Origin of the sequence: Pseudomonas sp. IT-93MI4 (genome assembly GCF_949767635.1) — a bacterium.
In the GTDB taxonomy this organism is placed as follows: domain Bacteria; phylum Pseudomonadota; class Gammaproteobacteria; order Pseudomonadales; family Pseudomonadaceae; genus Aquipseudomonas; species Aquipseudomonas putida_A.
The window spans coordinates 89,962-103,594 of the sequence record NZ_CATKPP010000054.1; the positions used below are offsets into that span (position 1 = coordinate 89,962).

At 60.1% G+C, this 13,633-nt stretch carries 10 protein-coding genes; 7 read left to right on the forward strand and 3 right to left on the reverse strand.

Annotation, left to right across the window (positions count from 1 at the left end; translation table 11 throughout):
* Positions 1-95: 95 nt before the first annotated feature.
* Genes ACM6I7_RS19580 through ACM6I7_RS19600 form a run of 5 tightly spaced genes read left to right on the forward strand, consistent with a single transcriptional unit; the run spans position 96 to position 6,649 of the window.
* A complete protein-coding gene (locus ACM6I7_RS19580; protein ID WP_103367024.1) occupies positions 96-3,596 on the forward strand; it encodes a response regulator in 3,501 nt (1,166 codons plus the stop codon).
* Positions 3,596-4,429, forward strand: coding sequence for a CheR family methyltransferase (locus tag ACM6I7_RS19585; RefSeq protein ID WP_027612745.1), 834 nt, complete (start codon positions 3,596-3,598; stop codon positions 4,427-4,429). The genes ACM6I7_RS19580 and ACM6I7_RS19585 overlap by 1 nt, the downstream gene beginning before the upstream one ends.
* On the forward strand, positions 4,426-5,019 hold the full coding sequence (locus tag ACM6I7_RS19590) for a chemotaxis protein CheB (protein ID WP_097087405.1): 594 nt from the start codon (positions 4,426-4,428) through the stop codon (positions 5,017-5,019). The genes ACM6I7_RS19585 and ACM6I7_RS19590 overlap by 4 nt, the downstream gene beginning before the upstream one ends.
* Positions 5,013-6,227: a hybrid sensor histidine kinase/response regulator gene (locus tag ACM6I7_RS19595; protein ID WP_027612747.1), complete on the forward strand. Its 1,215-nt coding sequence runs from the start codon at positions 5,013-5,015 to the stop codon at positions 6,225-6,227. Before ACM6I7_RS19590 ends, ACM6I7_RS19595 begins: the two co-directional genes overlap by 7 nt.
* Before the next feature lie 44 nt (positions 6,228-6,271).
* The gene (locus ACM6I7_RS19600) at positions 6,272-6,649 is read left to right on the forward strand and encodes a response regulator (protein WP_003225116.1); all 378 of its coding nucleotides are present in this window, start codon (positions 6,272-6,274) and stop codon (positions 6,647-6,649) included.
* A 116-nt stretch (positions 6,650-6,765) separates the two neighbouring features.
* Here the strand turns inward: ACM6I7_RS19600 and ACM6I7_RS19605 are convergent, their stop codons facing one another.
* From ACM6I7_RS19605 to ACM6I7_RS19615, 3 genes are all read right to left on the reverse strand, one after another.
* Entirely contained in the window at positions 6,766-8,436 is a 1,671-nt protein-coding gene (locus tag ACM6I7_RS19605) for an ATP-binding protein (RefSeq protein WP_183779953.1), read from the reverse strand.
* Positions 8,433-9,935, reverse strand: a complete 1,503-nt coding sequence (locus ACM6I7_RS19610; protein ID WP_027612749.1) for an ATPase domain-containing protein — start codon at positions 9,933-9,935, stop codon at positions 8,433-8,435. Before ACM6I7_RS19610 ends, ACM6I7_RS19605 begins: the two co-directional genes overlap by 4 nt.
* Positions 9,936-10,075: 140 nt before the next feature.
* On the reverse strand, positions 10,076-11,131 hold the full coding sequence (locus ACM6I7_RS19615; RefSeq protein WP_027612750.1) for a tetratricopeptide repeat protein: 1,056 nt from the start codon (positions 11,129-11,131) through the stop codon (positions 10,076-10,078).
* Positions 11,132-11,303: 172 nt separating this feature from the next.
* On the opposite strand from ACM6I7_RS19615, the gene ACM6I7_RS19620 reads away from it, so the two are divergent.
* Positions 11,304-13,439 (forward strand): FUSC family protein, encoded by a 2,136-nt coding sequence (locus tag ACM6I7_RS19620; RefSeq protein WP_414889208.1) that lies wholly within the window; start codon positions 11,304-11,306, stop codon positions 13,437-13,439.
* On the forward strand, positions 13,429-13,629 hold the full coding sequence (locus tag ACM6I7_RS19625; protein ID WP_414889089.1) for a DUF1656 domain-containing protein: 201 nt from the start codon (positions 13,429-13,431) through the stop codon (positions 13,627-13,629). The genes ACM6I7_RS19620 and ACM6I7_RS19625 overlap by 11 nt, the downstream gene beginning before the upstream one ends.
* Positions 13,630-13,633: the final 4 nt, after the last annotated feature.

Consider the following 13,633-nt stretch of genomic DNA (forward strand, 5'->3'; position numbering starts at 1 on the left):
TGTAGGAAATTGCCATCATGGCGGTGAGAAAAATGGATCCATAGTACCGTTTTGGGGCAAACTCCCGGGTTTCGACAGTTCGACAAGGCTGCCCCATGTCCACTCGGTCTACAGTTGACGAAACACGGTTCCGTAAACTCCTGACGCGCAACATCAGTCTGCCCTTGGGCGTCGGCGCGATCAGTGCAGTGTTTTTCATTTCGCTGATCACCTATTTGCTCTCGGTGATCCAGTGGGTGGAACACACCGACCGGGTGATCAATAACGCCAACGAAGCGGTGAAACTCACCGTTGATCTGGAAACCGGCATGCGTGGTTTCCTGCTCAGCGGCGACGAGCACTTCCTCGACCCGTACGAGACTGCCAAGCCGCGGATCAATGTGGCGCTCAATACCTTGCTCGAATTGACCGCCGACAACCCGGTGCAGACCGATCGTCTGCGGCGTCTGCAGGCCTTGCAGACCGAATGGAGCAACTACGCGCAATCGATGATCGACCTGCAGCGCTCCAGCGGCGACTACCGGGGCGCGGTCAAGGCCGGGCGTGGCAAGCGCCTGACCGACGAAATTCGCAAGCAATTCGAAGACGTGATCGACATGGAGCAGCAGTTGCGCACCACGCGCAACGAAGAGGTGCGCCGCACGACGATCTGGAGCATCACTCTTTATCTGCTGTTCATCGCCGGGATCAGCGGTTTGCTCGCGTATGTCGGTCGCCGCGATCTGGTCAGTCTGTCGGACAGCTACAGCGCCAACCTTGCGGCGCAGCAAGCCAGCGCCGAGCGTCTGGAGCGTCAGGCGTGGATGCGCAGCGGCCAGACCGAACTGGCGGAACAGGTGCTGGGGCAACTGACGCTTAACCTGCTGGGGCGCAACATCCTGCAGTTCTGCGCACAATATCTGGGCACTGCGGTGGCGGCGCTGTACGTACGCGAAGAACACGGCGGCCTCAAGCGCGTGGCGTCCTATGGGTTCTCCCGCGAACAGGAAGAAAAAGATCAGCAGATCTACAGCGGCGAAGGCATCGTCGGCCAGGTTGCCCAGCAGGGACAACTGATTCGCCTGGATTCGGTTCCGGCCGACTACTTCAAAGTCAGCTCCGGCCTGGGCGCAGGTCTGCCGCACAGTGTGCTGGTGGTGCCGACCAGTGATGATGACCGGGTCAACGGGGTGATCGAACTGGGCTTCCTGCGCCCGCTCACCGACCGCGATATCGATTTGCTGGAACTGATTGCCGGCAACATCGGCACCTCGATCGAAGCGGCGCGTTATCGCCAGCGTCTGCAGGAAGTGCTGGCCGAAACCCAGCAGCTCAACGAAGAGTTGCAGGTGCAGCAGGAAGAGCTGAAAACCGCCAACGAGGAGTTGGAAGAACAGTCGCGGATTCTCAAGGAATCCCAGGCGCATCTGGAAACCCAGCAAGTCGAGCTGGAGCAGACCAACGAGCAGCTGGCCGAACAGGCGCAGACTCTGGCCGAGCAGCGCGACGCCATGGACCAGAAGAACACCGAACTCAATCAGGCTCAGGTGCAGCTCGAAGAACGCGCCGAAGAACTGCAGCGTTCGAGCAAGTACAAGTCCGAATTCCTCGCCAACATGTCCCACGAACTGCGCACGCCGCTGAACAGTTCGCTGATCCTCGCCAAGTTGCTGGCCGAGAACCCGCAGGACAATCTGACGGCCGAGCAGGTCAAGTTCGCCGAGTCGATCTATTCGGCGGGCAACGATCTGCTGAACCTGATCAACGACATTCTCGACATTTCCAAGGTCGAGGCCGGCAAGCTGGAAGTGATCCCGGAAAACACCAGCGTCGCGCGTCTGGCCGACGGCCTGCGCAGCGTGTTCGAACCGCTGGCGGCGGACAAGCAACTGACGTTCAGCGTCGAGTTGCAGCCGGATGCGCCAATCATGCTGTACACCGATCGCCAGCGTCTGGAGCAGGTGATCAAGAACCTGCTGTCCAACGCCGTGAAGTTCACCGAACACGGCGCGGTCAGCCTGACCATCGCCGGCCAGCCGAACGAGCGCATTGCCTTCATCGTGCGCGATTCGGGGATCGGTATCGCCGCAGATCAGCAGGAAAGCATCTTCGAAGCGTTCCGCCAGGCTGACGGCACCACCAACCGCAAGTACGGTGGCACCGGTCTGGGCTTGTCGATCTCGCGCGATCTGGCAGCCTTGCTCGGCGGCTCGATCAGCGTCAGCAGCGCGCCGGGGCAGGGCAGTGTGTTTACCCTGGTGCTGCCGCAGCAATACAGCGAGCCGGGTGACAGCCCTGCGATCCCGCTGACCTTCACGCCGCCGGTATCGGCCCCGGCCCCGGTGGTGCAGCCGCCATCGATCACGGTGTCGCCGCTGGCGCCGGTGCACATCCCGCGTTTTGCCGATGACCGTGGCAAGGCGCCATTCGCCACGCGCTGCATTCTGGTGGTGGAAGACGAGCCGAATTTCGCCCACATCCTTTACGACCTGGCCCACGAACTGGGTTATCAGTGTCTGGTGGCGCACGGAGCGGATGAAGGTTATGACCTGGCCCGCGAGTTCGTGCCGGACGCGATTCTGCTCGACATGCGTCTGCCGGATCACTCCGGTCTGACCGTGCTGCAACGCCTGAAAGAACACGCCGAAACCCGGCACATCCCGGTGCATGTGATCTCGGTCGAAGACCGCGTTGAAGCGGCGATGCACATGGGGGCGATCGGTTACGCAGTCAAACCGACCACCCGCGAAGAGCTCAAGGACGTGTTCGCCCGTCTCGAAGCCAAGCTGACTCAGAAGGTCAAGCGCGTGTTGCTGGTCGAAGATGACGATCTGCAACGCGAAAGCATTGCCCGCCTGATCGGTGATGAAGACATCGAGATCACCGCGGTCGGTCTGGCGCAAGACGCGCTGGAGAAACTGCGCACGACGATTTACGACTGCATGGTGATCGACCTGAAATTGCCGGACATGCTCGGCAACGATCTGCTCAAACGCATGTCGACCGAGGACATCTGCTCGTTCCCGCCGGTGATCGTCTACACCGGCCGCAACCTGACCCGCGATGAAGAGGCCGAGCTGCGCAAGTATTCGCGCTCGATCATCATCAAGGGCGCTCGCTCGCCGGAACGCCTGCTGGATGAGGTGACACTCTTTCTGCACAAAGTCGAATCGCAGTTGTCCCATGAACGGCAGAAGATGCTCAAGACCGCCCGCAGCCGCGACAAGGTCTTCGAAGGCCGCAAGGTGCTGCTGGTGGACGACGATGTGCGCAACATCTTCGCCCTGACCAGTGCGTTGGAGCACAAGGGCGCAGTCGTGGTGATCGGCCGTAACGGTCGCGAAGCGATTGATAAGTTGAATGAAATCGAGGACATCGACCTGGTGCTGATGGACGTGATGATGCCGGAGATGGATGGTTTTGAAGCCACCATTGAAATCCGCAAGGATCCGCGCTGGCGCAAACTGCCGATCATCGCAGTGACGGCCAAGGCCATGAAAGACGATCAGGAGCGCTGCCTGCAGGCGGGCGCCAACGATTATCTGGCCAAGCCGATCGATCTGGATCGCCTGTTCTCGTTGATTCGCGTGTGGTTACCGAAGATGGAACGCATTTAGTGGATAGCAGTCACTCCGCGGAGCGCAACAGCGAAATCGAATTACGCCTGTTGATTGAGGCCATCTACCTCAAGTACAGCTACGATTTTCGCGATTACTCGGGCGCTTCGATCAAGCGCCGGGTGCAGCACGCCTTGAGTCAGTTCGAATGCGCAACGATCTCGGCGTTACAAGAGAAAGTCCTGCACGATCCCACGGCGTTCATGCAGTTGCTGCAGTTGCTGACGATTCCGGTCAGCGAGATGTTCCGCGATCCGTCGCACTTTCTGGCGATCCGCAAGGAAGTGGTGCCGCTGCTGCGCACCTATCCGTCGCTGAAGATCTGGATCGCCGGGTGCAGCACTGGTGAGGAGGTCTATTCGATGGCGATCCTGCTGCGCGAAGAAGGCCTGCTCGACCGTACGATCATCTACGCTACCGATATCAATCCGCGCTCGCTGGACAAGGCCAAACAGGGCATTTTCTCGATGGAGAATGTCCGGGCCTACACTGCCAATTACCAGCAGGCCGGCGGTCAGCGTTCCTTTGCCGATTACTACACCGCAGCCTATGGCTACGCGATCTTCGACAAGAGCCTGTGTGAGAACGTGACCTTCGCCGATCACAGCCTGGCGACGGACAGCGTGTTCTCCGAAACGCAGTTGATTTCCTGCCGCAACGTACTGATTTACTTCAACAAGAAACTTCAGGACCGTGCCTTCGGTCTGTTTCACGAATCGCTGTGCCACCGTGGCTTTCTGGTGCTGGGCAGCAAGGAAACGCTGGATTTTTCCGGTTACTCGAATCAGTTCGAACCGTTGGTCAAACAAGAACGGATCTACCGCAAATTATGAACGATGCCGTGGATTTGCCTCGTGTCGAGGCCATCGTGGTCGGTGCTTCAGCCGGTGGGGTCGAGGCCCTGCTGACTCTGCTCGCGCCGTTGCGCCAGGGCTACGTGTTGCCGATCATTGTGGTGCTGCACCTGCCGGAGGAGCGGCGCAGTCAGTTGGCCGAAGTGTTCTCCCGGCGACTGATGCTGCCGGTGGCAGAGGCGACCGACAAGCAAGACATCATGCCCGGCACGGTTTATTTCGCCACGCCCGGGTATCACCTGTCGGTGGAACAGGATCGCAGTCTGTCGCTGAGTCTTGAGGACCGCGTACACCATTCCCGACCTGCCATCGACTACTTGTTTGAGTCCGCCGCTGATGTTTACGGCGAAACCCTGGCTGCCGTGTTGCTGACCGGCGCCAATCACGATGGCGCTCGCGGCCTGGCACAAGTCAAGCAGCGCGGCGGACTGACCATCGTTCAAGACCCGCAGGACGCACAGGTCGCCACCATGCCTCTGGCTGCGCTGAAAATTCAGCAGCCTGACCATGTCCTACCCATTCACGGCATCGGCCGTCTGCTTGTCGAGCTGGAACGAATCGCATGCTGAGTAATATCCAGGCCAAATTGCTGATCGTCGACGATCTGCCGGAGAACCTGCTGGCCCTCGAAGCGCTGATCAAGCGCGAGGACCGCACGGTGTACAAGGCGCTGTCGGCGGACGAAGCACTTTCGCTGCTGCTGCAACACGAGTTCGCCATGGCCATCCTCGACGTGCAGATGCCGGGGATGAACGGCTTCGAGCTCGCCGAGTTGATGCGCGGCACCGAGAAAACCAAGAACATTCCGATCATTTTCGTCAGCGCCGCCGGCCGTGAACTGAACTACGCGTTCAAGGGCTACGAGAGCGGGGCGGTGGACTTCCTGCACAAGCCGCTGGATATCCACGCGGTGAAGAGCAAGGTCAACGTATTCGTCGACCTGTACCGCCAGAGCAAGGCCATGAAGCAACAGGTCGAAGCCCTGGAGCAGGCGCGTCGCGAGCAGGAAGCGCTGCTGCAACAACTGCAAAGTACGCAACTGGAGCTGGAGCAGGCCGTGCGTATGCGCGATGACTTCATGTCAATCGTCGCTCACGAAGTGCGCACGCCGCTCAATGGCCTGATACTCGAAACCCAGTTGCGCAAGATGCACCTGGCGCGGGACAACGCCGCGGCGTTCACCCTCGACAAGATGCACGCGATGGTCGATCGCGACGAGCGCCAGATCAAAAGTCTGATCCGGCTGATCGAAGACATGCTCGACGTTTCGCGCATCCGCACCGGCAAGCTGTCGATCCGGCCGAATCGTTTCGACCTGACGCAACTGGTGAGCAACCTGCTGCAGAATTTCGCCCAGCAGATAGAGGCGGCGGAGACCGAAGTGTCGTTCACCGCGCCGCAGCCGGTGGAAGGTTACTGGGACGAATTCCGCATTGAGCAGGTGGTCTCCAACCTGCTGACCAATGCCTTGCGCTACGGTGGCCGCAGCCCGATTCAGGTGCGCGTGTACCGTGAAGGCGACGAGGCGCGGGTTGAGGTTCAGGACCGTGGCATCGGCATCAGCGAAGAGAACCAGAAGCGCATTTTCCAACAGTTCGAACGGGTTTCCGCCAAGACGGTAGTGGCTGGTCTCGGGCTGGGTCTGTTCATTTCCGAGCAGATCGTCGCCGCCCATGGCGGTTCCATCGTCGTCGAGAGTCAAATCAACGAAGGCGCCCTGTTTCGCGTTTGTCTGCCAATCCAGGAAAACGGCATATCCGACGCAACCTCTGAGTGACCGCACGGTCGTATCAGCAGCTATTGACCGAACAAAGGCTTCCCATGAGCGTAGATGCACAAGATGTAGTACTCGTCGTCGAGGACGAACCGGTTATCTTGATGGTGCTGACAGATTACCTGTCGGGGCAGGGGTACCGCGTGTTGCAGGCCGAAAACGGCGAGCAGGCGTTCGAGATCCTCGCGAGCAAGCCGCATCTGGACATGCTGATCACTGACTTCCGCCTGCCGGGCGGGATCTCCGGCGTGCAGATCGCGGAGCCTGCAGTAAAACTGCGCCCGGATCTGAAGGTGATCTTCATCAGCGGATACCCGCAGGAAATCCGCGAGACCGGCAGCCCGATCACGCGCAAGGCGCCGATCCTGGAAAAACCGTTCGATCTGGACGTATTGCAGGAAAAGATTCAGGAATTGCTGGCCTGATCCATAGCGGCTGATATTTCCCATGTAGGAGCTGCCGCAGGCTGCGATCTTTTGATCTTGAAAAACAAGATCAAAAGATCGCAGCCTGCGGCAGCTCCTACAGTCGTTTTGGGGGATCAGTTCTGGATCATCTCGCGGACCTTGGCGGTCAGCAGATCGAAGGTGAACGGCTTGGTGATCATCTGCATGCCCGGGTCGAGGAAACCACCGCGCACTGCCGCGTGCTCGGCATACCCAGTGATGAATAACACCTTCAGCCCCGGCCGATACTGCCGGCCGATTTCCGCCAGTTGCCGGCCGTTCATGCCTGGCAGGCCGACGTCACTGATCAGCAGGTCGATGCGCTGCGTCGAGTTGAGGATCGGCACGGCGCCGTCGGCATCGCCGGCTTCGACGAACGCATAACCCAGCTCACTGAGCACCGCGCTGACCAGTACGCGCACGGCGGGGTCGTCCTCGACGATCAACACGGTTTCACCATCCATTGCTTCCGGGGCCTGCTGAATATCGGACACCGGATGCTCCAGCTCTTCACCGCGAAAACGCGGCAGGTACAGTTTGACCGTGGTGCCCTGATCGATTTCGCTGTCGATCGAGACGTGACCACGGGACTGCTTGCTGAAGCCGTAAATCATCGACAGACCCAGCCCGGTGCCCTGGCCGATCGGCTTGGTGGTGAAGAACGGATCGAACGCGCGGCTGACCACGCTCTGCGCCATGCCACTGCCGTTATCGGTGACGCTGAGCATCACATAGTCGCCGGGTTCCAGGTTCGGGTAGGCCTCGGTGAATTCCGGCTTAAGCACCTGATTGCTGGTTTCGACCACCAGTTTGCCGCCCTCGGGCATTGCATCGCGGGCGTTGAGTACCAGGTTGAGCAGGGCGCTTTCCAGTTGATTGGGATCCGCTTCGGCGATCCACAACTGGTCGTTGAGGCGCATCTCCAGCTGGATACTTTCGTTGAGGCTGCGCTGCAGCAGCTCGCCCATCGACAGTACCAGTGTGTTCATCTGCACGGCTTTGGAGTCCAGCGATTGCCGGCGGGAAAACGCCAGCAAACGGTGGGTCAGGCCGGCCGCGCGGTTGGCTGAAGTGACACCGAGATCGATCAGGCTGTCGAGGTCATCAAGGCGTCCGCGAGCCAGCCGCCGGCGCAGCAGTTCAAGGCTGCCGATAATGCCGGTGAGCATGTTGTTGAAGTCGTGAGCGATGCCGCCGGTCAACTGACCGACCGCTTCCATTTTCTGTGACTGGCGCAGGGCTTCTTCGTTGTGGCGCAGTTGCGCGGTACGCTCCTCGACCTGTTGCTCAAGGGTTTCCAGTGTCGATTGCAGTCGGCGTTCGCTTTCACTCAAATCGATCAGGCGGTCGCGGGCTTCGTACTGTCGTCGTCGCCCGCGCAGGGCGGTGGAGACCAGACTGACCAGGGTCGCCGGATGAAACGGGCGCTCAAGGAACGTGACGTTGCCCAGCAGTTTGCTCAGGCGCGAGGAGGGGCCCGGTTCCGGGCCGCCATGGTGGGTCAGCAAGACGATCGGCAGATCGGACCAGGCCGGCTGCTGTTCGAGAAAATGCAGAAGATTTTCCAGCTCGGGGCCGCGCAGGGCTTCGGTGGCAATCAACAAAAGTCCGGCGCCAGGCTCCAGTTCTGCGCACAGCGCGCCCAGATCCGGGGTGATAACGCCGCCGTAACCCGCCTCATTGAGGATCATCAGCGCCACTTGGCTGTCCCGGCCCATGGGCGCCAGAATCAGCGCCCGTTCCGGCAGTGATACGGAGGCTGTCACAAGGTTTCTTCCCGCAACAGCGGATTGCTCGCGCCGAGGTAAGTCGGCACGCCACGCAGCACGCCCTGGAACGCTTCCAGCGGTTCGCCGATGGTCATGCCCTGGCCCGAAATGCGGTATTCACGAATGGTCGACTCGTGGCTGCCGGTACGTTTCTTGATGATGGAAATGGCCCGGCGAACTTTGCCGATGGCTTCGAAGTAGCGCAGCAGGATCACCGTGTCGGCCAGGTAAGTGATGTCGACCGGCGCCTGCATGTCGCCAACCAGGCCATGCTGGGCAACGGTCATGAAGGTCGCTGCACCTTTGCGGTTTAGATACAGCAGCAGCTCGTGCATGTGCAGCACCAGCGCATTTTCTTCCGGCATCGCGGCCTGATAGCCGTTGATGCTGTCGATCACCACGGTCTTGATATTGCCTTCATCTACGCAACGACGCACCCGATGCGAGAACTCGCCGGGGGACAGTTCGGCGGCGTCCACTTGATCGATCAGCAGGTTGCCGGTGGCTTGCAGGGCCTTGAGGTCGATGCCGATATTTTTCATGCGCTCGAACAGCAAGCCCAGCTCTTCATCAAAGATGAACAGCGCCGCTTTTTCGCCGCGTGCTACGGCTGCGGCGGCGAAGATCATCGAAATCAGCGATTTGCCGGTACCGGCCGGGCCGAGAATCAGCGTGCTGGAACCGGTCTCGATGCCGCCGCCGAGCAGGGCGTCCATTTCCTTGATGCCGCTGGTCAATTGCAGGCGCGGGTAGTCGCTGCGGTGTTCGGCGGCGACCAGTCGTGGGAACACATGGACGCCGTCGCCCATGATGGTGAAGTCGTGGTAACCGCCACGGTATTTCTGGCCGCGATACTTGACGATGCGCACGCGGCGGCGCTCGGCACCGTAATTTGGCGTCAGTTCTTCGAGGCGGATCACCCCGTGGGCGACGCTGTGCACGGTCTTGTCGAGGGACTCGGTGGTCAGGTCGTCAAGCAGCAGGACGGTGGCGTCGTAACGCACGAAGTAATGTTTGATCGCCAGAATCTGCCGGCGGTAGCGCAGCGAACTCTGCGCCAGCAGGCGGATCTCCGACAGGCTGTCGAGCACCACGCGGGTGGGCTTGAAGCGCTCGACCACTTCGAAAATCTGCTTGGTGGCTTCGCCCAGCTCAAGGTCGGAGGAGTACAGCAGGCTTTGCTGATGCTCGGCGTTGAGCAGGCTTTCGGGTGGCGTCAGCTCGAAGATTTCAATGTTCTCGTTCAGCTCCCAGCCGTGGGAGGCCGCGCCTTGACGCAATTCACGCTCGGTTTCCGACAGCGTGATGTACAGACAGCGTTCGCCGGCACGGGCGCCCGCCATCAGGAAATGCAACGCGACGGTGGTTTTGCCTGTACCGGGTTCACCTTCGAGCAAAAACACATGCCCTCGGGACAGACCACCGGCGAGGATGTCATCCAGGCCAATGATGCCGGTGGCGGCTTTTGCACTGATCAACTCGTTGGACGTAGACAAAGAATGCCCTCTCATGACTAGGGGAATCGAGGCAGCAGGCTGTATCAGCCGTTGTGCTCTACCTGATTACTTGACCGCTGCCAGTCATGACGGTTCCGATGTTTCGATATCAAAATGTCATTGAATCAGCGGGTAAAGGCTCAGAGTCCCTGCTGTAACGCCGGGTCATCAGGGTTCATCTGCTCCAGTTGCGCGAGCAGAATCTGCACGTTCTGCAACTGGCCGCTTTCCTTCCAGTAATTGATCAGCAGCACTCGCGCCTTGCGGTCGGCTGGGTGACGCTGGACGACTTCCTGCAACTGCTTTTGCGCCGCTTCCAGCTCTTCGGCAGCGTGCAGGGTGGTGGCGAGGTCGTAGCGGTAATCCTTGTTGTCCGGCTCCAGCTCCACCGCTTTGGACAAGCCGAGCAGGGCGAATTCACGCTGGCCGTGGTGCAACAGCCACAGTCCGAGCGCGTGTTGCAGGTAGGCGGAATCCGGTTGCGCCTGCAACTGTTTGGCGAGCAACTGGCGGGCGGCGTCGCTCTGGCCCTGACGGTCGAGGACATCGATCTGCATCACCAGTGCCGGCAGGTTGCCCGGCTCCAGCCGCAGGGTGTTGTCCAGCGCTTGTTGGGCCTGTTTGAGTTCGGCGTTGTGCAGATACAGGCGTGCCAGTTGCGCATAGGTGGCGGCGCTTTCCGGCTGTCCCTTGAGCGCTTGTTCCCAGCCATCGATCGCCTGCTGCAGCGGGGCGAAATACAGCCCCAGTTCATCCGGCGTCAGACCGAGCAGGGCGTTGATGGCGGCGAACCGTACGTTTTGGTCCTCATCGTCGAGCATCGGCCCGAGCAGCAGACTGCGTTGCCCGCCGGGCACCAGTCCGACCACACTTTGAATCGCTGCCAGCCGTACTTCGGGGGCTTCGTTCTGCAGATGGGCGTCGGCCAGTTTCAGCGCTTGCGGGCTCGGATAGTTGGGCAGCTCGGCCAGCAGCCAGACACTGCGCTTGACCGACAGGTCCGGGCGACCCAATTGCTGATACAACTGTCGCGCGGCTCCCGGCTGACCGGAACGGGCGGCCGTCAGGGCTTCGCTGTAGCCGCGCTTGATCGCTTCTGGCACCACCGGGGCGGTGGAGCGCAGGGATAACCAGGCGATGACGACGAGCAGCACAAGGCCAAGGCTGATAAGCAGGTAGCGGCGGGACTGAGGCATGCAGATTTCCGTGAACTGGCGTTCTATAGCAGAACGGCAAGCTTCGACCAGCGAGGGCCGTGAGTCAAACCCCGTGCATGCGAATCGCCCTACAACATCTGTCGATTCAGTTACCCATCAGGCATTCGATGCAGAGTCTACGCTTGCAGGAGTCGCTTCGATGAGAGCCCCCATGCAAGCCCTGCGCAATTATTTTCATGTCGTGATCCATCCCGGTCAGGCTGTCCTGCTGTTCGCCCTGCGCACCATTGCCGCCGGGCTGTTGACGCTGTATCTGGCGTTTTTGTTCGATCTCGACCAACCCAAGTGGTCGATCATGGCCGTCGTGATTGTCAGCCAGCCGTTGGCCGGCATGGCGCTGGCGCGTAGTTTCGGTCAAGTGATTGGCACAACGCTGGGTGCTGCGGTGGCGGTGTTGATCATGGCGATATTCCCGCAGGCGCCGCTTCCGTTCATCACAACGCTGGCACTGTGGCTGGCGCTCTGCACCGCGGGCGGCACGTTGCTGCGCTATACCAGTTCTCAGGCGTTTGTGCTCAGTGGTTATACCGCCGTGGTGGTGGCATTGCTGGCCATTCCCGACCAGGATGGCACCTTTCTGCTGGCTGTCACCCGCGTTACCGAAACCTTGCTGGCCGTAGCGTGCGTCTGCGTGGTCAGCCTGCTCACTGCGCGTCCGGAAGCAGTTGCCAAAGGTTACTTCGCCAAGGTCGATCAGGTGATCAAACTGGCTGCCAGTCACTCCGCTGCGGTGATTCGAACAGAAGAAAGTGAAGCCGACTTTCAGCGCCGTCAGATGCAGTTGCTCGGTGAAATCAGCGCGCTCGAAGGGTTGCGCCGCCATCTGTATTTCGATGCCCCACGGTTGCGCGGTGCCGACAATCTGGTGCTGCTGTTGGGTAATCAACTGATGTTGCTGACCTCGCGTTTGACTGCATTACGTCATCAGCGCGAATTGCTCACCGAACGTTGGGAGGGCGATCTTCCTCTGGATGTACAGCGCTTGCGTGCAGAAGAGCTCGCACTTCTCGACCAGTTGGCGCAATTGGGTCGAGCGCTGCCCGCCGAGCGGCGGCATCAATTCATCACGCTGCAGCAGCAGTTTGAAGCCTTGGCGTATGAGGCCGAACAACTGACCGAAGACATGAGCGCTATCCTGCGCTCGCTGGCGTGGGCGTTACGCTGGGAGCAGGCGCGGCTGTTGCAGCAACTGGAGCAGATTCTGGAGTTGAGTGATGCCATTCAGGAAGGGCGCGAAGCCAGTTGTCTGTATCGCGGTCAGGCCAGCCCGTTGCATCTGGATTTCACACTGGCTTCAATGAACGCCATCCGCGCCTTTACCGCATTACTGGTAGCCGGGTTGATCTGGATCGAAACCGCCTGGGATGGCGCGCGGGGCGGGATGATTCTGGTGGGGATTCTCTGTTCGCTGATGGCGACATTCCCGCGGCCACTGATGGCCGCGCAGAGTTACGCGCGTGGGTTGGGACTGGCACTGGTGGTCTCGGCGTTCTATCAATTCATGCTGGTGCCGACCATCAGTGATTTCGAGCCATTGGCGTTGATGCTGGCACCACTGCTGTACGTGATCGCTGTCGGTTTGGCGAGCCCGACGACCGCGGGCATTGGTATGGGCCTGGGGTTGTCGAGTTTCCTCCTGCTCGGCCCACAGAATGTCGGCACCGGGCAGAACACTGCAATTCAATGGTTCGAATTCGCCGGCGCCTATGTCAGCGCGGCGATGCTCGCTTTGATGGTCTACGCATGGATTTTCCCGTTCCGTCCGGCATTGCGTCTCCGCCGCTTTTATAACGAGGCGCGTGAGCAGGTTTATGAACTGACCAAAAAACCGGCCACCGATGAACAGCAATTCGCTTTCGAAAGCCGTATGGTCGACCGACTGACCAGCATGCTTGGCTTGCTGCCGGCCGTGAGCGAGCGCGCCATGCAGCAGCTCTATGAAATCAGTCTGGCGTGCGTCGCATTGGGCGTAGCAATGCATCAACTCCGGCAGCAGGCACAGAACAATGCACTGCTGACGGACGCGTTCAGCCAGCAATTGGCTTCGGCGCTGCGCAAGACCGGCCGTTTTGTGGCCGGGCGCCAGGACGTGCAATTGCAAGCGTTGTTGACCTCGCTCCAGCTATTGGGTGATGAGCTGGACGAGTTGCACGTCGCCAGCCACGAACATTTGTGGTCGGTGTTTCGCATGCGCGTGGCGCTGTTGATCGTCGTGTCTTTCCTGAAACGCCACGGCGAATACCTGCAACGTAAAGTCTCGGAAGGAGAACCGGCCCTTGCCCATTGATTTCGAAATGGGTGGCGTTTATCTGCCACCCATTGCCCAGGCCCTATTGCTGGCGATACCGATATTTATGCTCCTGGACTGGTGTTTGCGACGTATGGGTGTGTTGCGACTGGTCTGGCACGAGGCGCTGTTTGAGGGCGCCTTGTATGCATGCGTTTGTGCCTCGCTGATTTTGCTGATGGGAGCCTGATGCC

Bases quoted from the DNA above. Each gene is read 5' to 3' on its own strand.
- ACM6I7_RS19590 (WP_097087405.1), top strand. From the start codon at position 4,426: ATGAACGATGCCGTGGATTTGCCTCGTGTCGAGGCCATCGTGGTCGGT.
- ACM6I7_RS19620 (WP_414889208.1), top strand. From the start codon at position 11,304: ATGCAAGCCCTGCGCAATTATTTTCATGTCGTGATCCATCCCGGTCAG.
- ACM6I7_RS19615 (WP_027612750.1), bottom strand. From the start codon at position 11,131: ATGCCTCAGTCCCGCCGCTACCTGCTTATCAGCCTTGGCCTTGTGCTG.
- ACM6I7_RS19595 (WP_027612747.1), top strand. From the start codon at position 5,013: ATGCTGAGTAATATCCAGGCCAAATTGCTGATCGTCGACGATCTGCCG.
- ACM6I7_RS19600 (WP_003225116.1), top strand. From the start codon at position 6,272: ATGAGCGTAGATGCACAAGATGTAGTACTCGTCGTCGAGGACGAACCG.
- ACM6I7_RS19580 (WP_103367024.1), top strand. From the start codon at position 96: ATGTCCACTCGGTCTACAGTTGACGAAACACGGTTCCGTAAACTCCTG.